Source organism: Bacillus sp. FSL K6-2841, from assembly GCF_037976435.1.
GTDB classification, from domain to species: domain Bacteria; phylum Bacillota; class Bacilli; order Bacillales; family Bacillaceae; genus Bacillus; species Bacillus pumilus.
Map to the genome: position 1 here is coordinate 3,276,672 of NZ_CP150266.1, position 20,053 is coordinate 3,296,724.

A 20,053-nucleotide genomic window follows, 5' to 3' on the forward strand; every position below is an offset into this window, starting at 1 on the left:
CAAATAAAAAAAGCCGTTCTATTAAGAACGGCTTTGGAGTGAGGATTGGTAATCGGAAGGGTACAGTCTTCCATCCCAATCTCGGCTGATTTTTAACCCTGCATCTGTTTTGATGACAGTCATTGCTCCTTTTTTCTCGATTTCTTTTTTGACTTTTCCTTTTTGATTAATAAATTGAATCACCATTTCATAATTAAATTCAATTCTGTCATCGCTTTCATCTGAAGGCGTAAATGTAATTTTCTTCAGCTTAATTTGACAATCTTGGTCCTTTGCTGCTTCTAACACGCTCGGGAACATGCTGTCTTGTGTATATTCTTGATATTCATGCTCGGTTAAATAAGACTTCAGCTTCTCCTTCATATCAGTTAGGTCATCTGTTCGATTCACTGTGTATTGTGCTTTTTTATAGCTTTCTCCAAATGCTGCTGCTTCTTTTTTAAAGCTCGGTTTGCCACAAGCACTCACAATCAATAGTACACTGACGATGACCAACACCATCGCATACCTTCTGTTCACACCATTCGCTCCTTCAAAACAAATTTATGTAAAAAAATCATGATCAGAATGTTCATTCTTCTATATATACGTTTCTCTTTTACCATAAGTTTCATCTTTACATAATAAAATAGTCCGACTTTATTCAGCCGGACTTTCCGTTTTGAATGTGTGCGCAAACAGCTCGGTCTTTCCCGTTAATATCCTTGACGATGCGGACATCTGCCGCGGGAAATGACTGCAAGAGAAGTGCTTTTACATCTTGCCCTTGCGTATGTCCAATTTCAAAGACAACGACCGCCTGCTCATGAAGTACATGGTGAAGATCACGAATGAGGCGCTTATAAAACCACAGGCCATCACGTCCATCTGTCAGTGCATTGACTGGCTCATGCTTCGTAACCACCTCTGACAAACTGTCCATTTCTTCTGCCGCAATATAAGGCGGATTGGAAATAAACAGATCCACTTTGATGCCTTGATCCTTGATAGGTTCGAGTAAGTCCCCTTGTAAAAAATGGACATCTGCACCTAGCGCTTGTTGATTCCGCTTTGCTACCTCAAGTGCTTCATGTGAAATATCCGTTGCTGTGACAGATAGTGTTTCTTTTTCAAGAGCGAGCGTAATCGCAATTGCCCCGCTTCCGGTGCCAACGTCCACTGCTTTGAGCGGCGGATCGTGCGGGAAGATGTCACTCATCAAATTCAGCGCCGCCAAAACGACTTCTTCCGTTTCAGGGCGAGGGATGAGAACATGTTTGTTCACCTCGAAGGGACGGCCGTAAAAGAATTCAATACCTGTTAGATGTTGAACAGGCACGCCTTTCTTGTGCTGCGTGACAAACTCGCTGAATAACCGATCTTTCTCCTCTGGCAGCTGATCATGAAAACGTGCAAGAAGTTCACTTCTGCTTAGGTCCAGTACATGCATCAAAAGGAGCTCTGCTGCGTTTTGGTCTCTACCGGCTTCTGTTAACAAAGAAGAAGCCCATTTAAGGGCTTCAAAGATGGTTCGCTGATTATTTTGCATTTTGAAGCTTTCTTGCTTGGTCTTCCATAATTAATGCATCAATGACCTCGTCAAGTTTTCCTTCTAAAATTTGATCAAGCTTTTGAATCGTTAATCCGATGCGGTGGTCTGTTACACGGTTTTGTGGGAAGTTGTACGTACGGATACGCTCTGAACGATCCCCTGTTCCAACAGCAGATTTACGCGTTTGATCATACTCAGCCTGTGCTTCACGCTGGAATTTATCATAAATTCTCGCACGTAATACTTTCATGGCTTTTTCTTTGTTTTTGATTTGTGATTTCTCATCCTGACAGGAAACAACCACCCCTGTTGGAAGGTGAGTTAATCGAACAGCAGACATGGTTGTGTTAACACTTTGTCCACCAGGTCCGCTCGATGTGAAAGTATCTACACGAATATCTTTTTCGTGGATATCAATTTCAACTTCTTCAGCCTCAGGCAAGACAGCAACTGTCGCTGTTGATGTATGAATCCGTCCGCCTGATTCCGTTTCTGGAACACGCTGCACGCGGTGTGCACCGTTTTCAAACTTTAGTTTGGAATATGCGCCTTTCCCGCTGATCATAAAGATAATCTCTTTATAACCGCCAGTTCCAGTCACACTCGCTTCCATTACTTCTGTTTTCCAGCCCTGCATTTCAGCATAACGGCTGTACATACGATAAAGGTTTCCAGCAAAAAGCGCAGCCTCTTCTCCTCCTGCTGCACCACGAACCTCCACAATAACGTTTTTGTTGTCATTCGGATCTTTCGGGATCAGCAAGATTTTCAGCTCGTCTTCTAAACGTTCTGTTTCCTCTGTGAGCTCTGAAATTTCTTCTTTGACCATGTCGCGCATCTCGGCATCCAGCTTATCTTCCAGCATTGCTTTCGCTTCGCTTAACTGGTCGTATGCCGCACGATATTGTCTATATACCTCAACAGTTTCTTGAATATCAGATTGTTCCTTCGAATATTCACGAAGCTTCGTAGGGTCGTTCACCACTTCAGGGTCACTTAAATATTCATTTAGCTTTTCATAGCGTTCTTCAATTGATTTTAAACGGTCTAACATGGTCTTCACCTCTGTTTTGTGCGTAACAGTCTAATTATAGTATAGCGGGGTATGACAGTCAAAAAAATTTCCAAAACAATTGATTTTCTGCAATTTTCCGCTAGAAAACACGATCTTTGGCGATTAATTACTTGTTTTGTCTAACGTGAAGGAACAGTTCCTCCTTGAAGAGAATGGTACTTATAATTGAAAAAAGGGAGGGCATTTGGTTTGAATACAAATGAGGTTGCAAAAGAAATTGGCGTTTCTTCAAAAACGATTCAGCGTTGGGTCAAACAGCTCAACATCCCTGTCGCCCGGAATGAACTTGGACATTATGAATTTCATGAAGATATTGTACAGCTGCTCAAAGAAGTCAAACACCAAATGAGTGAGGGTGTGATCCTTCAAGACATTCGACTGCCAATCCACGCAGAAACCGTTCAACAGTTATCGCCTGCTGCAGAAACTGATGCCTCCACAAAGCGGATTGAAGCATTAGAAGAGCAAGTGAATCAGCTCATTCAGCAGCAATTGCACAGCACTGATGTAGAAAAACGACTGCAAGAACTCGAACGGAAACTGGCTAAAAAAGCAGATGAAGGTGTATCATACCAGCTGCTCCAGCACCGCAGAGAAATTGAAGATCTCAACACTAAACTTGAGCGTCTTACCGAAAGATTAAAACAACCCTCTCAAATAGAAGAAAAAAAGGAAATCACGCACACTGACATCAAAAAAAAGCGTGCGCTCTTTCCTCTATTTCATTCATTTCGTTAAGAAAGGCTGCCTCATGAGGCAGCCTTCTACTATATTATACGGTAAGCGCAATAATGATCGGTAATGTAATGAGTGACATGATGGCACTGATCACAAATGCGGATGCAGTTTCTGCCTCTTGTTTCTCAAATCGTGTGGCGATCATCGCTGCAACAGCTGAACCTGGGAAGGCAACAAGTAATACAGCTTTTGTAATTTCATCCGCCGAAAGACCCATAAGAATGGCGATAAGATACATAAGCAACGGTTGAACAGCTACTTTTAATAGTGCAATACTGAAAGCTGGTAAGCTCAGTTTAATTTTTCGAATACCTACAGTGACACCGACTGCGAATAATGCAACCCCTGACGTCACACTTCCGATTTCCTCTAGCATTTCATGTCCAATTGCAGGAAGTTTAAATCCTAAAAGAACAAGAATGATACTTGCTAGCGGTGCAAGTGCAAGTGGCTCTGATAAACCGTGCAAAATTGCTTTTGTCGTCATTTTTAGGAAACTTTCGCCGTCTTTGGCTTTTCCTTTTGTTTTTTCACCGACAGTTGACACAATTATAGCAATTGGATCAAGCAATGCATTTACAACTATTCCGGTAATAGCAATCGGAATTGCAACTTCTTGAGCCCCAAATAAACTGCCCAAGACCGGAATCCCCATAAATGCAAAGGTCGGTTGTGCTGAGTTTAATGAAAAAACAGATGAATCTGTTAAATCATATTTAAAAGCAAATTTCGTAACTAAAAGGATAATGATATAAAAACCAACGATTCCGAAAATCAATGCAACGAAAAATGGAATTTGACTATAGAATTTATCTTTTGGTGTTGACAGAATGCTGGCGATAAAGTGCGCTGGCAAAGCATACTTTGTAACAAGTGTACTTACACCTTTTGCAGATTTAGCGTCATAGCTGCCGAAGTTCCCTGCGAACCAACCCAGCGCGATAACGAAAAAAATCGGTGCTAGGAGGATCAAAATATTTAAAAAGTCCATCTTACTATTCCTCCTTGAATCCTTTACATGTTTCTTTATTTGATTGCGGCATTGCTTAGATTACCCGAAACAATGCCGCGTTACACATTTTATTATGCTCTTACAATTTTTTTATATTCAGGAATCCACATTGCATCTTTCACAGCTTGTTCGATGTCGTCAGGTGTTTTTCTTGCGACACCATCTTTAATTGCTGCTTTAGCCACTTCAATAGCCACTTTGATAGAAACTTCTTGTAACTTATCAATGCTTGGAAGTAGACCAGCACCTGGTTTATCATGATCAACCATTTCAGCAATCGCATCTGCAGAAGCAACGAACATGCCTTTTGTGATGATTTTTGATTCCGTTACGATTGAGCCAAGACCAAGTCCAGGGAAAACGAACGCATTGTTTGATTGTCCAATTTCATGTTCAATTCCGTTATACTCAACATTTTCGAACGGGCTTCCTGTTGCAACAAGTGCACGGCCGTCTGTCCATTTGAATAGATCTTCTGGAACTGCTTCCGCAAGTGGTGTTGGGTTAGACATTGGCATGATCACTGGACGCTCTGTATGAGCTGCGATTTCTTTAATGATTTCTTCAGTGAATGCGCCGCCTTGACCTGATGTACCAATCAGAATCGTTGGCTTCACCCTGCGAACAGCTTCAGCAAATGAGATTTGTCCTTTGTCATCACGTGCCCAGCCTTCTACTTCATCAGAAGAACGAAGGTATGGTTTTTGGAAATCAAATACTTCATCTTCAAATTGATCTGTCAGTAGACCTCTGTAGTCTAATGTCCAGAAAGCATTGTTTGCTTCTTCTTCACTTAGACCTTCAAGAACCATTGTGTCACGCATTTGATCTGCGATTCCGATTCCAGCTGATCCAGCTCCGAAGATCATCACACGGTGATCTTTCAATTGAGTACCAGTTTTCTTGACAGCTGCAAGAACACCCGCTAAAGTAATGGCACCAGTACCTTGGATATCATCATTGAATGTTAAGATGTTATCATTGTATTTTTTCATGATGTTACGCGCGTTTTTGTTTCCAAGGTCTTCCCAGTGAAGCAATGCTTTAGGGAAGAATTTAAGCGCTGCTTTTACATAAGCATCAATGAATTCCTCGTATTTTTCACCTTGTACACGTTTGTGATGGTTTCCGATGTATAATGGATCATTCAATAATTTTTCATTGTTTGTTCCAACATCTAATACGACTGGAATCACGCGGCTTGGATCAATACCTGCAGCAGCCGTGTAAACAGCTAATTTACCGATTGCGATGTTGATACCACCGACACCCCAGTCACCAATTCCTAGAATGCTCTCAGAGTCAGTTGCTACGATAAGATCAATATCGCCTGCTGTTGCATGTAAGTTTTCAAATGCTTTCTCAATGCCGTCAATGTTGTCGATTGAAAGATAGACACCATGAGGTCTTCTGTATTCATGGCTGTATTCCTGAATCGCTTCACCAACAGTTGGTGTGTACACAACAGGAAGCATTTCGCGAAGCTTGTCTGATATAAGCTTATAGAACAATACTTCGTTACGGTTTTGCAAATCACTTAAGTATACGTTTTGACGAAGACGATCTGGCTGTGCTAGGAACTGCTTGTACGCTCTCTCCGCTTGTTGTTCTAAAGTGAGAACAGTTGGAGGAAGTAAGCCTTCTAGTCCAAGCTCTTGTCTTTCTTCTTCAGAGAAAGCAACGCCTTTGTTCAACGTTGGAATCGATAATACATCTTTACCTGTCAAAGTGGTTTCGAGGTACCCTTCTTTTGTTTTCTTCACGTTGTTCATCAAAAACTACCCTCTTTCTAAAATATAAATAAAGTGAACTATTAATTTAAAGAACGATTAAGGAGAATAATCCTTAATCAAAAAAATTATGACAAGAAATCGAACTTTTCGTAAAAATGCTTTACACTACAGTTAGTCATTTTATGCCTGCTTATGCTAAAACGCAAGCGTTGAAAATTAGATAATTTTTTCGTATCGTTATTTAATTTATTTAAGTACAAATGATGGGTGTTCAGCCAAAATCTCGAAAAACGAAACACAGCGGCATTTGCTATTTTTTTAATTGTCAAGTGTTGTACCAACGTCAAGTCTTGGTACTTCATGGTGATGTCTGCATCGTGCTTCGTATGATTCCTGCGCACCTACTAAAATAATGGGATCATCATAGGAGGCGGGTTTACCGTCGATCAAGCGTTGTGTTCTACTCGCTGGGGAGCCGCATACCGAACAAACTGCTTGAAGTTTTGTTACAAGCTCTGCACATGCCATTAAATGCGGAACAACACCAAATGGCTCTCCTCTGAAGTCTTGATCAAGGCCTGCAACAATGACTCGGTAACCTTTATCAGCCAATTGAGTGACAATGTCAATGATTGTCTCATCAAAAAATTGCACCTCATCAATGCCAATGACATCGGTTCTTTCTGATATGTGCGTTATTATGTCTTTTGGTGAGGCTACTGCAATCCCATCGACCGATGAACCGTTATGTGAAACAACTGAGTTTGTATGATATCGGTTATCAATCGCTGGTTTGAATATTTTTACTTCTTGTTTGGCAAAGGTGGCCCTTTTGGCTCTCCGAATCAATTCTTCCGACTTTCCAGAAAACATACTTCCGCAGATGACTTCAAGCCAACCGCTTTGTTTCATCACATACATAAGGTCTTCTCCCCCGTTTTAAAGTTCCATCAATCCACGTAAAAAAACAGGCAAGAACGGATTCCTGCCTGTTTATTGTATCTATTATTACTTAAGACCGTATTTTTTGTTAAAGCGGTCAACACGTCCATCAGCAGAAGCGAATTTTTGACGGCCTGTATAGAAAGGATGGCACTCAGAGCAAATCTCGATGCGTACCTCTTCTTTTACTGATCCAGTTTCAAACTCATTTCCACAAGCGCATTTGACTGTAGCTTTTTTGTAGTTAGGATGAATTCCTGTTTTCATCTACTGTCATCTCCTTCCGCCCTGAATCCAATTCGGAAACAGAGTTAATATCTCAGAATAAATTCTGAAACGCACATGATGAAATTATAACAGTGTGAGTCTATGATTGCAAATGTATTTTTTCAACAAGCTATCTTCTTGATGCAGACATGTTCGCTTGTTTCCATTCTTGCGTTAAAATATCGAAAAATTCTTGGTTTGTCTTTGTTTTTCTCATTTTGCGCATGAACTTCTCAGCAAAATCAGGTGTATCTGACATCGATTTTCTCATCGCCCATAAACGATCAAGATGCTCTTTTGGTACAAGCAATTCTTCTTTTCTCGTACCAGAACGACGAATGTCGATTGCTGGGAAAATTCTTCTTTCTGCAAGAGAGCGGTCTAAATGAAGCTCCATGTTCCCCGTTCCCTTAAATTCTTCATAAATCACATCATCCATACGTGATCCCGTATCAACAAGCGCAGTGGCCAAAATCGTCAAGCTTCCGCCTTCTTCAATGTTACGCGCAGCACCAAAGAAGCGTTTTGGACGGTGGAAAGCCGCTGGATCAATACCGCCAGATAGCGTTCGGCCGCTTGGCGGGATGACAAGGTTGTATGCACGAGCAAGCCTTGTGATGCTGTCCATTAAGATGATGACATCTTTCTTATGTTCAACAAGACGCATGGCACGCTCTAATACAAGCTCTGCTACTTTAATGTGGTTTTCCGGTACTTCGTCAAAGGTTGAACTAACAACATCCCCTGCAACAGAACGTTCGATATCTGTTACTTCCTCTGGACGTTCGTCAATTAAAAGGACAATCAGCTCTGACTCCGGGTGATTTTCAGAGATGCTGTTGGCAATTTCTTTGAGCAAAATGGTTTTCCCAGCCTTAGGCGGTGCAACAATTAAACCACGCTGCCCAAACCCAACTGGCGCCATCATATCCATAATTCTAGTAGACAGGTGATTAGGCTGTGTTTCAAGAATCATTTGACGATCAGGGAATAGCGGCGTGAGTGCAGGAAAGTGAACACGTTCCTTAGCTGATTCTGGGTCGTCCCCATTTACCGCTTCGACATGAAGGAGGCCATAGTAGCGTTCATTCTCTTTTGGAGGTCGTACCTTTCCAGACACCTTATCTCCGTTTCGCAAATCAAAGCGTCTGATTTGTGAAGCTGAAATATAAATGTCTTCAGAACTTGGGGAGTAGTTAATTGGTCTTAAGAAACCAAATCCCTCAGACTGAATTATTTCAAGAACCCCTTCCATAAATAAGAGATCCTCTTGCTCAGCATTCGCCTTTAAGATGGCAAAAATTAATTCTTTTTTTGTTAGTTTGCTGTAATAAGAGATTTTGTACTTTTTTGCTAACTCATACAGCTCTTTTAATTTCATATTTTCCAAAGATGAAATCGAAACATCTTTCAATATGGACACCACACTTTTCTAGTCAATGTATTTTCATTACAAATGCATGACCATTGTATTTGATTAGCTTTTAATTCCGTTTTTGTTGGAATGACCTCGCTCTCATGGTAACGCTCCCACTCGTTTTATCGTAAAGATAGGAACAATGTGAAATTGAGCTTTGTCAACATAGAGAAGGATAATGAGTATATCGTCATGATGCGGCAGTATTTAAACTTGTTGAAGCTTAAAAGAAGTAAATTCGCAGAAAATTTCGCAGCACTCTTTAGTTTTACCTCATTTGCAGAGAATATTCAACTTTAAAAAGAAAATGATATACATTTGACACCTATATGAAAAGCGGGTAATGAATACCCGCTTTCAGATTACGGACGAATGACAAGATTCGGTTTTTTCTTTAAGCTGTGTCTGCCGTCTACGAAACGAACTGTACCTGATTTCGCACGCATAACAACACTATGTGTTGTTCCAACAGAGCCTTTGAATTGAACACCTTTTAATAGTTCACCGTCTGTTACACCAGTTGCTGCAAAAATGGCGTCGTCGCCTTTCACGAGGTCTTCCATTCTTAAGACTTTGCCAACATCCAGCCCCATTTTCTCACAGCGTCTCAGTTCTTCTTCACTTTGAGGAAGAAGCTTTCCGTGGATTTCACCACCAAGTGCCTTTAACGCAACAGCAGAAAGGACACCTTCTGGCGCGCCGCCTGAACCAAATAGAATATCAACACCTGTATGATCAAATGCTGTATTAATGGCTCCCGCAACGTCACCATCATCGATCAGTTTGATTCTTGCTCCTGCTGCTCTCAGTTCAGCAATGATTTTCTCATGTCGATCTCTGTTTAAAATCGTTGCAACCACATCTTCAATATCTTTGTTTTTTGCTTTTGCTACAGCACGAAGATTGTCAATGACAGGCGCTTCAATGTCGATGCAGCCTACCGCTTCTGGACCTACTGCGATCTTATCCATGTACATATCAGGTGCATTCAGCAAGTTGCCATGATCTGCAACCGCAATAACAGCTAAGGCATTCCAGCCGCCGCTTGCCACAATGTTTGTTCCTTCTAATGGATCAACAGCTACATCCACGCGAGGTCCGTATCCATTCCCAAGCTTTTCCCCAATATAAAGCATTGGTGCTTCGTCCATTTCCCCCTCGCCAATGACCACTGTTCCTTTCATCGGAATGGTATCAAATACATCACGCATTGCACTTGTTGCAGCATCATCCGCTTCGTCTTTTAGTCCTCTTCCCATCCAACGAGCAGATTTTAATGCGGCTGCTTCTGTCACCCGTACTAGTTCCATCGATAAACTTCTTTCCATTTTTGTCCAAATCTCCTCTCACAGTCAAAGCCTTATGAATTTTGAAGTTCTTCTATTTCTTGGTCACTCAGCTTTTCACGCCAGATGGTTGCACCCAAGCCTTCAAGCTTCTTCTCAAGCAAACTATATCCTCTGTCTATATGTTCAAGCCCTGTGATTTCGGTCACACCGTCTGCCATTAGCCCTGCAACAACGAGACAAGCACCTGCACGCAGGTCACTCGCTTTCACCTTTGCTCCTTGAAGCTGCGTTTGTCCAGTGATAATGGCAGATCTTCCTTCGACCTTCATGTTTGCACCCATTCGACGCAATTCGTCAATGTGCTTAAAGCGGGCAGAGTAGATCGTATCTGTGACCACACTCGTGCCTTTCGCCTTTGTTAACAGCGCCGTCATCGGCTGCTGAAGGTCCGTCGGAAAGCCCGGATACACAAGGGTTTTGATATCGACAGGCTTGAGTCCTTCGTTTCTGCCAACGATCAGCATTTGATCGTTGCTCGTTTCAATGGTGAACCCCATCTCTCTAAGTTTCGCCGTAATTGATTCTAAATGAGTTGGGATCACATTATCAAGTACAACTTCATCTCCCATCGCAGCACCAGCAATTAAAAATGTGCCTGCTTCTATACGGTCAGGGATGATGGAATGCTTACAGCCATGAAGAGATTCTACACCTTCGATTCGAATCACATCAGTACCCGCACCTTTGATTTTGGCTCCCATGCTTGCAAGCAGTGTCGCTACATCAATAATTTCGGGTTCTTTTGCGGCATTTTCAATGACCGTTTTTCCTTCAGCCAGTACCGCTGCCAGCATGATATTGATGGTCGCACCTACACTGACCACGTCAAGGTAAATACGGGCTCCGACTAATTTTTCAGCGCGCAAATAAATGGCACCCTGCTCGTTTGTCACCTCGGCTCCGAGTGCTTCAAAGCCTTTGATATGCTGATCGATCGGCCTAGGTCCTAAGTGGCATCCTCCTGGCAGCCCAATGACAGCCTGCTTGAATCTTCCTAGCATAGCGCCCATTAAATAATAAGACGCACGCAGTTTCTTCACTTTTCCATTAGGAAGCGGCATACTGATCATGGAAGCAGGATTGACGACCATTTCACCTTTTTCAAACGTGACCTTTCCGCCAATCTCTTCTAACAGATCTCGTAATGTGTCAATATCTGAAATATGCGGAAGGCCCTCAATCGTTACTGGAGAATCAGCGAGAATCGTGGCAGGAATCAGTGCCACTGCACTATTTTTCGCACCACTAATATGTACGGTCCCGCGTAAGGGGTCACCGCCGGCAATGTTTAACTTTTCCATATTTGTCTCCCTTCTTAAAGAAGATCACTGTTGGAGTTATACTGTTTGTGGATGTCGCGCTTTAAAAGGTCTTGTCCAAAATTTAGCCAATATCAAGAGAAAGAATACAGGTTAAACGAAATTTGTCGGAAGAAAAATAATCGAAGCTTTGCGAGGCTGTGATGTTCTCTTCTTTGCACAAAACATTTCTTAGCGTTTTTAAGGAAAACTGCGGCAAACAGGAGACAATCCCGCCTGCCACAATCACTTATTTATTCCAGTCTGCTAAAAATTGCTCAATGCCCGCATCCGTTAATGGGTGTTTCGTCAGCTGCTTGATGACTTTCAGCGGCATTGTGCCGATATGAGCACCTCTAAGCGCAGCTTCTGTCACGTGCTGCGGATGACGAATAGATGCAGCAATGATTTGTGTATCTAAGCCATGAACATCAAAAATGGTTTTAACTTCGCTGATGAGATCGAGACCATTTTGGCCAATGTCATCTAAGCGGCCGAGGAATGGAGAAACATACGTTGCACCAGCTCTAGCTGCAAGCAATGCCTGGTTTGCACTAAAAATCAAAGTGACGTTTGTTTTAATTCCAAGGTCTGTTAACGCTTTGACAGCTTTAAGACCATCTGTTGTCATTGGAATTTTAACCGTGATATTTGGTGCAATAGCAGCAAGCTCTTTTCCTTCTTCAATCATTTCTTCAGCTTTGAGGGAAATGACCTCTGCACTGACAGAACCTGATACCACGTCAGTGATTTCGCGAAGACGGTCGTGGAATGATACGTCCTTTTCTTTCGCTACTAAACTAGGGTTTGTTGTGACGCCTGCTAAAATGCCAAGCTCGTGCGCCTCTTTGATGTCTGCGATATTCGCTGTATCTACGAAAAATAACATAATCGTGCCACTCTCCTATCAATAAATTGTCTGAAATGTAAATTTTGATTGCGCTTTCTCAAGATATGGAGAAAACCGCCTGTGACTCAGGCGGCTTTCGGTTCTCATCAAATTATCCTTGGTTAGAAGAACCAAATTCACGCATTTTGCCGATAACAGTCGCTTTAATTGCGTCACGAGCTGGTCCAAGATATTTACGTGGATCATACTCTTCTGTTTTTGCAGCAAGTGTTTCGCGTACTGCTTTCGCAGAAGCAATTTGGTTTTCAGTGTTTACATTGATTTTTGCTGTACCAAGTGAAATTGAGCGCTTGATGTCAGCAGTTGGGATACCTGTTCCGCCATGAAGAACAAGTGGAAGACCTGTCATTTTACCAATTTCTTCCATTTCAGCGAAACCAAGGTTTGGTTCACCTTTGTATGGACCATGAACTGAACCTAATGCAGGTGCAAGGCAGTCAATACCAGTGCGTTCTACAAGCTCTTGGCACTCTTTTGGATCAGCATAAATAACGCCCTCAGCGATGACGTCATCTTCTTGTCCGCCAACAGTTCCAAGCTCAGCTTCAACAGATACACCGTGGAAATGTGCAAGCTCAACTACTTTCGCAGTTGTTGCTACGTTCTCTTCGAATGGATGGTGAGAAGCGTCGATCATGACAGAAGTAAATCCTGCATGGATTGCTTTTGCACAAGATTCAAAGCTTGAACCGTGATCTAAATGAATCGCAACAGGAACTGTTACATTATATTCTTCGATTAACGCTTTAACCATTGCGACAACTGTTTTGAAGCCGCCCATGTAGCGTCCTGCTCCTTCAGATACTCCCAAGATAACTGGAGATTTCTCTTCTTCAGCAGCTTGTAAAATCGCTTGCGTGAATTCTAAATTATTTAAGTTAAACTGTCCAACAGCGTAACCTTTTTCCTTTGCGTCTTTCAACATTTCTGTCATTGAAACTAAAGGCATGATGAAAAATCCTCCCTATGTAGCTAATTTGCTTACTAAAAAAAGCTCTCCACCCTAGCATGACCAGAATTTCTCGCCATATGTAAACTTTCAAAGTCAGATCGCTTTCTTCTTCTTATCTAGGATACCAATTATTCGACAAATCGGCAACAGAATGACTCGATTCAATCATTTCCATCTAACCGTTTGTTTCGAGCGGTAAGTATTCTTTGACAGCATCTCGGATCTCATCAATATCAAAAGGTTTTGCAAAGTGCGTCAAAGCACCGAGTTCTTTGGATTCTTGAATCATGTCTAATTCGCCATAGGCTGTCATAATGATGACACGGATGTCTTCATCAATTAATTTCATGCGTTTTAAAATTTCAATTCCATCCATTCCGGGAATCTTCATATCAAGCAACACAAGGTTTGGTCTATGATTTTTCACAATATCTAACGCCTGTAGTCCATTGGCTGCTTGGAAGGTTTGATAGCCTTCTTTATGAAACACTTCATTCAATAATATTCTAATACCATATTGATCATCGACAATTAATATTTTCTCATTCATCTGTTACACCCCATTGCTTTCATTTTTCGCCATAAAAAGAGCTGTTGTTAAATAATTCTGTTTGATTTTCACATTTCCTTTATTTATAATAGTTTACTTTACGACATTTTCTGAGCATTTTTCCTAATATTCTCTTTATATTCTATTATAAAATGATCTGACCGAAGGAGGAAATCCGTCTTGTTAAAAATTTTCACGACCCAGTTATCAGGTATTTTTTCACGTATTGGAGAAAAGCAGGCTGAAGCAATCGAAGATGGTGCACGCCTTCTTGCACAAGCCGTTGTCAGTGGACATGGTGTTTATTTTCACGGAAAGAATGAACTGGCTGCTGTAGCCTTAGAGGCAACTGAAAGCAAGGAGCCATTTCCAGGTTCGAAAGTACTGCAGCTTGATCAAACGGAGCGCAGCTTGCTTCATCCAAGCGATAGAGTGCTGCTATTTTATTCAGACCCAGAAGACGAGGAGATTCAATCTCTTGTAAAAGAGCTGCACGCGCAAGGGACGCCCGTTGTAGGTGTCGGGCCGGCACAAAAGGAGCCGTCTATGATTGAAGAGCATTGTGATGTCCATATTGATTTTCAGCTCAAAAAACCGCTTGTGCCTGCTGATGACGGAACAAGGTTCGGTTATCCTGCTTTAATGACATGCTTATACGTCTACCACGCTCTATCGTTTACGGTGAAAGAAATCGTTGAGGAATATGAATAAAAAAACTGCCGAGAAGATGATATTCTCGGCAGTTTTTTGTTTTATTTTGATTCAGATGCTTGCAGTGAAGCACCAACGAAATCTCTAAATAATGGCTGAGGTCTTGTCGGTCTTGAGACGAATTCTGGGTGGAATTGAGAAGCAAGGAACCAAGGATGATCCTTCAGCTCGATAATTTCAACAAGACGTCCGTCTGGGCTTGTACCAGAGAAGACAAATCCTGCAGCTTCCATTTGCTGTCTGAATTCATTATTAAACTCATAGCGATGGCGGTGGCGTTCGTAGACCACTTCATCGTTGTATGCAGCAAATGCTTTGGAGTCTTCATTTAATTTACATGGATAAAGACCAAGACGAAGTGTTCCGCCAAGATCATCTACATCCTTCTGTTCTGGAAGAAGGTCAATAATTGGGAATGCTGTTTCAGGATCAATTTCCGCTGAATGAGCTCCTTCAAGGCCTAGGACGTTTCGTGCATATTCGATTGACGCAACTTGCATTCCTAAGCAAATTCCGAAGAATGGCACTTTGTTTTCACGGGCATATTGTGTAGCAATGATTTTCCCTTCCACTCCGCGGTCTCCGAAGCCTCCAGGAACGATGATGCCATCGACATCTTGCGCGAAATCAGCCATATTTTCTGCTGTCACTTCTTCTGCATTGATCCATTTGATTTGAACGTCTGCATCAAATGCATAACCAGCATGGCGAAGTGATTCAACGACAGAAATGTATGCATCTTGCAATTCAACATATTTTCCTACTAGACCAATTGTGACTTGTTTTGAGAGGTTTTGCACTTTATCGACTAGCGCTGTCCACTCTGTCATGTCTGCATCTTGGCAATCAAGTTTCATATGTTCACATACAAGCTTGTCCAGTCCTTGTTTTTGTAAATCAAGCGGAATAGAGTACAGCGTGTCTGCATCCTGACATTCGATAACAGCTTTTGTATCAATATCACAGAATAACGCAATTTTGTCCTTCATGTCCTGGGTCATTGGCATTTCAGTTCTGACCACAATAACGTTTGGCTGAATACCAAGGCTGCGAAGTTCTTTTACACTATGCTGTGTTGGTTTTGTTTTCAGTTCACCTGCTGCCCGGATGTAAGGAACAAGGGTACAATGAATGTACATGACGTTTTCACGGCCAATGTCACTCTTCATTTGACGAATCGCTTCTAGGAATGGAAGGGATTCGATGTCTCCTACTGTTCCGCCGATTTCTGTGATGACCACATCTGCACCTGTTTCTTTTCCGGCACGGTACACGCGGTCTTTAATTTCATTTGTAATATGGGGAATAACCTGTACAGTTCCGCCTAAATAGTCGCCGCGGCGCTCTTTCTTCAGAACAGTAGAGTAGATTTTACCTGTTGTGACGTTGCTGTACTTATTTAAGTTAATATCAATGAAGCGCTCATAGTGACCTAAATCAAGGTCTGTTTCAGCACCGTCATCTGTGACGAAAACCTCACCGTGCTGATATGGACTCATCGTCCCTGGGTCTACGTTGATATATGGATCGAATTTTTGAATGGTGACATCCATCCCTCTATTTTTCAGAAGGCGGCCTAACGAGGCAGCCGTGATCCCTTTTCCAAGTGAGGAAACAACTCCTCCTGTTACAAAAATATACTTTGTCATTTCGTATGCTCCTCTCTTTTTTACCCTTGCATGTCTAGCCATGCACAGCTTCATCCTTTTTAGAGTGTATCCCTAAATCTCTTGAAAAATAAGAAAGCTCCCTTTCAAATAAATGAAAGGGAGCGTAAATGAACGTATCTTTACGTACTCTTTTTAGAGAGCCCAAAATACATACTACATAGTTCGCTCTCGAAAGTCAAGACGGTTTTGTCCTGTTTTGAGGACCGGTTTGTGAGGGTTATTTCTCTTCCTCATTATCGTCTAAATCGTCTTCGGCAATTTCTGTTAAGCCGTCATCATCTTCGTCATCATCTTCGTCGAAGTCTTCTATATCTTCCTCGATTTCCTCATCATCGTCTAGGTCGAGATCATCGTCGTCTTCAACAAGATCAAGGTCTTCTTCAAGCTCTTCGATTTCCTCTTCCTCTTCAATTTCATCGAAGTCTTCTTCAACGACAGCTGCTTTTGTTTTTTTCTTTTTCGCTTTTGTTTTCACAGCTGGCTGAACTTCTTCTTCGATTTGATCAACTGGATACCAGCTGCGAAGTCCCCATCTCTGATCACCTAACGAAATAAAGCGGCCATCTATATTTAAGTCTGTATAAAATTGAGCAAGGCGATCATCAAGATCAGATTTTTGTATTCCTTGTAAACGGACCATTTCATCTATTAACTCGGAAAACGTAATTGGTGTTTTGCTGTCTCTGAAAATTTCATAAGCAAGTTCAACTAAAGACATGTGCTTGAGCTGCTCCTGTGAGTATTCTTTCAAACTCAAGGTCAGACACTCCCTTTCTATTACATGTATGTATCCATTTATCAGTGAAATAATAAGTGTTTACCCCTTATTTTTACGACAAACCATACCTCTCATTATAAACAAATTAGGGGAGTTTATGCCACCTTTAATCATGTTAATTTTTGATTTTTTCTCAAGGGGAGCAACTATTGGTTCATCATTTAGGTGAAATAGGTCTAGCTTTTGTGTCCAGCATGCATTTTGTAAACCGTTTTATTTATTCCAAACGGAAAAATGGGAACAATCAGAGGCAGCAATGGTGAATGAATAAATTTTGGCTATCATTCGAACGAAGTGATTGTCCATTTTTTATAAAGCGTATAAAAAGGTACACGTCAACGGGTTCGGTTTACGTGTACCTATAATGAAATAAATTGTATAACTCCTTTTTTCTCGAGTAACCTTGAATTCACTTTTATGTGAATACCGTTACTTCTTTTCGCAAGAGTTCATGCTCTATTATTATTCATTACAGTACAGCGACTATTTCTTTTCCTAAGGAAATGAAAGCATCTATAATAAATGGTGCCGCAAAGAGAATCGATGCTTTCCAGTTCGCTTTTTTGTATTGAAAAAAGAACAAGATCAACACTGCTCCTATGAGTGCCGTGAAAAGGTACAGCCATAAGCTTTGTATTTGCAAGATCCCCATACATATGACATTAATAAACATAATGACAATCTTAGGAATTAGAGCATAAAACAAATGACCCTTAACCTCTGGAGCAAAGATGATTAATAGGAATTTTGCGATGAGATACTGAACTAATAGGCTGATGGTGGTTAGAATTGTTGTAATGACAACAATTAGATTCAGCATCGTTTCATAGGACATATCCTCTAACAAAGCTTTTAAATCATCTAGTTGCGAAATGTAGCCATTCAACTCAATAGCAAAAGTAACGAAATAATAATTGGCCATAATAAAAATGACCAATGATATCAATGATGTTATTCTTGGACGTTGTTCCATAATAGCCTCCCATCCCCTATACTCACAATGCTTGAATGATCGTTTAAGCGTTTATTCACCATGCTATGGGATACATATATGATGGTTGAAATTTTTTTAATAGAGAGATTCACTAGCCTCTCAGATAGCATCTCTATACTCTCTGAATCTAGAGATGACATGGTTTCATCAATTAGTATGGTTTCCCAATCCTTTACGAATAATAAAGATAGTCCTACCTTCGCTTTCATACCCGTAGATGCTCTGCTATACGAACCATCTAGGTTACCATCGAAAAATTCATTCACTTTCCCCATTTGTTCTTCAGTCGGCACAATTTTAAACGTATTCCACAGAATCTCTAGATTTTCTCTAATTGTAAATGGGTGAATACCAATAGGATCCACATTTAAATAAAGAGTCGATTCTTTGTTTGCCTCTATATCTCCAGAGTATCTCTTATCTAAACCAGCTATCATTTTAAGGAGAGTGCTTTTACCTGCACCATTTCTCCCCACTAAATGAAAGAGACCTGTTGGAATTGAAAAATTCACTTTATCTAGTATGGTATTGTTTTTGAACTTCTTCGTACATTCTACAAATTCTAATCCCACTTGAATCCCCTTCTCTGTCTTATAGAGTCTTCAATAAAACCATCTATGATTGATCATGATAGAAAATAATAAAGAATCATACCCTTCAATAAAAGCAGCGATTATTAGGATGACTAACGATAGTAGATAATAAGGAATCATTTTTTTCATGACACCTAAAGCGGCTTTAATTGATTTCGTATAAATTAGTGTAAAAAGCACATACTGGCTTATTCCTTGATAAAACAACATATTTGGGAATTCTAATAGCCCATGAGGAATTAGTTTACCTAAAGCTTCTTGTGCTCCTAGCGTTCTAAAACCCATCGTAATGACGAAGGACGAACCTCCAAAATCCATTATTTGAAATAAAGGCGACAACAAGAACCCTAGTAAATACATTGCAAAGTTCGTTAAGTTATGTGTTAGGACTACAGACATAAATTCCTGGCCCGATGTTGGTGGTGCTGCTTCAAATAAATCTTTGTTGACGATATTCCCTAGATAAATCCCTGTACCTATCAGCAATATACAGTAGATAGCGTAATACCACAGAAAATATTTCAATCTTTTATGTATCATTTTCCTCCTCTTTTCATGAAGTAATCGTGAAAATTGTAATGCATATGAGTAATAAAATCGGCAAAGATAGCTTCAGTAACTTATGTTCATAATCGTTGATTAATAGTTCAGTTTTTCTGAAATATACGACCCCAATAAAGATGATTAAAGGCAGCGATAACGTATTTTTAAGAATAATTGAGATATCGGACGTGTTTATCATTACTCCGACTATTCCACACACACTGACAAAAATCAGTACGAGACATAGTAAATAAATCGTACTGGATTTAAACCTCTCGTACGGACTCACAATCAAAGAGGCTTGCAACGTCTCGATTCTTGCCCTATCAAGCACAATCTCTTCCTTCTTCGACCCTATTAAGATTTCTAAGATCGTAATAAAGTTGATATAGACTAAAATGAGGGCAGGCAGATTTTCTATTTTCGTTAAAAAGGATTGGGCGAAATAAGTAAGTACTGATACTAAGGCGCCTATTAAAATGATTAATATTTTATTACTAGTGATATAAGACAAAAATAAATACAGAATATTTCCAGACCTATATTGCTTATTCGCACTTTTTAAGAAGGAAAGTCCAGTTGTCAAAGGTATCCTATGAGAATTACTTATGTAAATGTAAATAAGAAGAAACTGTACTATTTGCAGTAGCAAAACTGCTTCAAAAACGGACGTTATAATATACCAAAATTGCAACAAAAGGAGTATTCTGTTGATGATATTGAATAGACCTGACAATAATTGAGATGCAAAAGAAAGCAGCACGACAATAAATGCTAGTATCATAATGAAATATTGATTTTCTACTAACAAAAAGGTTAAAGCAATGAAACAAGCCAAAAGTAATTGAACTGAATATCCTTTTTTAATCGTAAAGAATAAATGTTTCAACAACAATTGTTTGGAGACAAAGACCACGCCTGGCTGCTGTCTTCTATACGGTAATACACAACGATTAATATTAGCTGTGGCTACAATGTATATTGAAATAA

General features: G+C 40.6%; 20 protein-coding genes. 2 read left to right on the plus strand and 18 right to left on the minus strand.

Going from position 1 to position 20,053, the window contains the following annotated elements:
- Window positions 1–21: 21 nt before the first annotated feature.
- The 3 genes from MHH68_RS16805 to prfA all read right to left on the minus strand — a co-directional run bounded on the left by MHH68_RS16805 (window position 22) and on the right by prfA (window position 2,585).
- Window positions 22–501 carry a hypothetical protein gene (locus MHH68_RS16805; protein ID WP_058013472.1) on the minus strand — a complete coding sequence of 160 codons (480 nt, stop codon included), beginning with the start codon at window positions 499–501 and terminating at the stop codon, window positions 22–24.
- 142 nt (window positions 502–643) lie between these two features.
- Entirely contained in the window at window positions 644–1,528 is an 885-nt protein-coding gene (gene prmC / locus MHH68_RS16810; RefSeq protein ID WP_058013471.1) for a peptide chain release factor N(5)-glutamine methyltransferase, read from the minus strand.
- A complete protein-coding gene (gene prfA / locus MHH68_RS16815; RefSeq protein ID WP_012011562.1) occupies window positions 1,518–2,585 on the minus strand; it encodes a peptide chain release factor 1 in 1,068 nt (355 codons plus the stop codon). The genes prmC and prfA overlap by 11 nt, the downstream gene beginning before the upstream one ends.
- Before the next feature lie 210 nt (window positions 2,586–2,795).
- Here prfA and racA point away from each other — a divergent pair, with 210 nt between their 5' ends.
- Window positions 2,796–3,344, plus strand: a complete 549-nt coding sequence (gene racA, locus MHH68_RS16820; RefSeq protein WP_061409860.1) for a chromosome-anchoring protein RacA — start codon at window positions 2,796–2,798, stop codon at window positions 3,342–3,344.
- A gap of 34 nt (window positions 3,345–3,378) precedes the next feature.
- Here the strand turns inward: racA and MHH68_RS16825 are convergent, their stop codons facing one another.
- The 10 genes from MHH68_RS16825 to MHH68_RS16870 form a co-directional block, all read right to left on the minus strand.
- The gene (locus tag MHH68_RS16825; RefSeq protein WP_058013469.1) at window positions 3,379–4,335 is read right to left on the minus strand and encodes an AEC family transporter; all 957 of its coding nucleotides are present in this window, start codon (window positions 4,333–4,335) and stop codon (window positions 3,379–3,381) included.
- A gap of 92 nt (window positions 4,336–4,427) precedes the next feature.
- The gene (malS, locus tag MHH68_RS16830; RefSeq protein WP_058013468.1) at window positions 4,428–6,128 is read right to left on the minus strand and encodes an oxaloacetate-decarboxylating malate dehydrogenase; all 1,701 of its coding nucleotides are present in this window, start codon (window positions 6,126–6,128) and stop codon (window positions 4,428–4,430) included.
- 279 nt (window positions 6,129–6,407) lie between these two features.
- Window positions 6,408–7,010, minus strand: coding sequence for a thymidine kinase (locus MHH68_RS16835; RefSeq protein WP_058013467.1), 603 nt, complete (start codon window positions 7,008–7,010; stop codon window positions 6,408–6,410).
- 87 nt (window positions 7,011–7,097) lie between these two features.
- Window positions 7,098–7,298 carry a 50S ribosomal protein L31 gene (gene rpmE / locus MHH68_RS16840; protein WP_003215407.1) on the minus strand — a complete coding sequence of 67 codons (201 nt, stop codon included), beginning with the start codon at window positions 7,296–7,298 and terminating at the stop codon, window positions 7,098–7,100.
- 130 nt (window positions 7,299–7,428) lie between these two features.
- Window positions 7,429–8,712 (minus strand): transcription termination factor Rho, encoded by a 1,284-nt coding sequence (rho, locus tag MHH68_RS16845; RefSeq protein ID WP_003215202.1) that lies wholly within the window; start codon window positions 8,710–8,712, stop codon window positions 7,429–7,431.
- A gap of 365 nt (window positions 8,713–9,077) precedes the next feature.
- Window positions 9,078–10,043, minus strand: a complete 966-nt coding sequence (gene glpX / locus MHH68_RS16850; RefSeq protein ID WP_058013466.1) for a class II fructose-bisphosphatase — start codon at window positions 10,041–10,043, stop codon at window positions 9,078–9,080.
- 32 nt (window positions 10,044–10,075) lie between these two features.
- Entirely contained in the window at window positions 10,076–11,365 is a 1,290-nt protein-coding gene (locus MHH68_RS16855) for a UDP-N-acetylglucosamine 1-carboxyvinyltransferase (protein WP_003214820.1), read from the minus strand.
- Between the two features lie 247 nt (window positions 11,366–11,612).
- On the minus strand, window positions 11,613–12,251 hold the full coding sequence (fsa, locus tag MHH68_RS16860; protein ID WP_003215343.1) for a fructose-6-phosphate aldolase: 639 nt from the start codon (window positions 12,249–12,251) through the stop codon (window positions 11,613–11,615).
- A gap of 112 nt (window positions 12,252–12,363) precedes the next feature.
- On the minus strand, window positions 12,364–13,221 hold the full coding sequence (locus tag MHH68_RS16865; RefSeq protein WP_058013465.1) for a class II fructose-bisphosphate aldolase: 858 nt from the start codon (window positions 13,219–13,221) through the stop codon (window positions 12,364–12,366).
- A gap of 178 nt (window positions 13,222–13,399) precedes the next feature.
- Window positions 13,400–13,774 carry a response regulator gene (locus tag MHH68_RS16870; protein ID WP_003214681.1) on the minus strand — a complete coding sequence of 125 codons (375 nt, stop codon included), beginning with the start codon at window positions 13,772–13,774 and terminating at the stop codon, window positions 13,400–13,402.
- 180 nt (window positions 13,775–13,954) lie between these two features.
- Between MHH68_RS16870 and MHH68_RS16875 the strand changes: the two genes are divergently transcribed.
- A complete protein-coding gene (locus MHH68_RS16875) occupies window positions 13,955–14,485 on the plus strand; it encodes a DUF2529 domain-containing protein (RefSeq protein WP_339164244.1) in 531 nt (176 codons plus the stop codon).
- Between the two features lie 41 nt (window positions 14,486–14,526).
- On the opposite strand, the gene pyrG is transcribed toward MHH68_RS16875, so the two are convergent.
- The 5 genes from pyrG to MHH68_RS16900 form a co-directional block, all read right to left on the minus strand.
- Window positions 14,527–16,134 (minus strand): CTP synthase (glutamine hydrolyzing), encoded by a 1,608-nt coding sequence (pyrG, locus tag MHH68_RS16880; RefSeq protein ID WP_003215143.1) that lies wholly within the window; start codon window positions 16,132–16,134, stop codon window positions 14,527–14,529.
- A 238-nt stretch (window positions 16,135–16,372) separates the two neighbouring features.
- Complete coding sequence (gene rpoE / locus MHH68_RS16885) at window positions 16,373–16,912, minus strand: DNA-directed RNA polymerase subunit delta (RefSeq protein ID WP_058013463.1); 540 nt, start codon at window positions 16,910–16,912, stop codon at window positions 16,373–16,375.
- A 490-nt stretch (window positions 16,913–17,402) separates the two neighbouring features.
- Window positions 17,403–17,906, minus strand: a complete 504-nt coding sequence (locus MHH68_RS16890) for a hypothetical protein (protein WP_339164246.1) — start codon at window positions 17,904–17,906, stop codon at window positions 17,403–17,405.
- On the minus strand, window positions 17,885–18,499 hold the full coding sequence (locus MHH68_RS16895) for an ATP-binding cassette domain-containing protein (protein ID WP_058013461.1): 615 nt from the start codon (window positions 18,497–18,499) through the stop codon (window positions 17,885–17,887). Before MHH68_RS16895 ends, MHH68_RS16890 begins: the two co-directional genes overlap by 22 nt.
- Before the next feature lie 30 nt (window positions 18,500–18,529).
- Window positions 18,530–19,060, minus strand: coding sequence for a stage II sporulation protein M (locus tag MHH68_RS16900; RefSeq protein ID WP_144461644.1), 531 nt, complete (start codon window positions 19,058–19,060; stop codon window positions 18,530–18,532).
- Between the last annotated feature and the right edge of the window lie 993 nt (window positions 19,061–20,053).

Coding starts and splice junctions, on each gene's coding strand:
- glpX (WP_058013466.1), bottom strand. CDS start 10,043: ATGGAAAGAAGTTTATCGATGGAACTAGTACGGGTGACAGAAGCAGCC.
- MHH68_RS16805 (WP_058013472.1), bottom strand. CDS start 501: ATGGTGTTGGTCATCGTCAGTGTACTATTGATTGTGAGTGCTTGTGGC.
- rpmE (WP_003215407.1), bottom strand. CDS start 7,298: ATGAAAACAGGAATTCATCCTAACTACAAAAAAGCTACAGTCAAATGC.
- MHH68_RS16835 (WP_058013467.1), bottom strand. CDS start 7,010: ATGTATGTGATGAAACAAAGCGGTTGGCTTGAAGTCATCTGCGGAAGT.
- MHH68_RS16890 (WP_339164246.1), bottom strand. CDS start 17,906: ATGGAACAACGTCCAAGAATAACATCATTGATATCATTGGTCATTTTT.
- MHH68_RS16865 (WP_058013465.1), bottom strand. CDS start 13,221: ATGCCTTTAGTTTCAATGACAGAAATGTTGAAAGACGCAAAGGAAAAA.
- MHH68_RS16855 (WP_003214820.1), bottom strand. CDS start 11,365: ATGGAAAAGTTAAACATTGCCGGCGGTGACCCCTTACGCGGGACCGTA.
- prfA (WP_012011562.1), bottom strand. CDS start 2,585: ATGTTAGACCGTTTAAAATCAATTGAAGAACGCTATGAAAAGCTAAAT.
- pyrG (WP_003215143.1), bottom strand. CDS start 16,134: ATGACAAAGTATATTTTTGTAACAGGAGGAGTTGTTTCCTCACTTGGA.
- MHH68_RS16825 (WP_058013469.1), bottom strand. CDS start 4,335: ATGGACTTTTTAAATATTTTGATCCTCCTAGCACCGATTTTTTTCGTT.
- fsa (WP_003215343.1), bottom strand. CDS start 12,251: ATGTTATTTTTCGTAGATACAGCGAATATCGCAGACATCAAAGAGGCG.
- prmC (WP_058013471.1), bottom strand. CDS start 1,528: ATGCAAAATAATCAGCGAACCATCTTTGAAGCCCTTAAATGGGCTTCT.
- malS (WP_058013468.1), bottom strand. CDS start 6,128: ATGAACAACGTGAAGAAAACAAAAGAAGGGTACCTCGAAACCACTTTG.
- MHH68_RS16870 (WP_003214681.1), bottom strand. CDS start 13,774: ATGAATGAGAAAATATTAATTGTCGATGATCAATATGGTATTAGAATA.
- MHH68_RS16900 (WP_144461644.1), bottom strand. CDS start 19,060: ATGATACATAAAAGATTGAAATATTTTCTGTGGTATTACGCTATCTAC.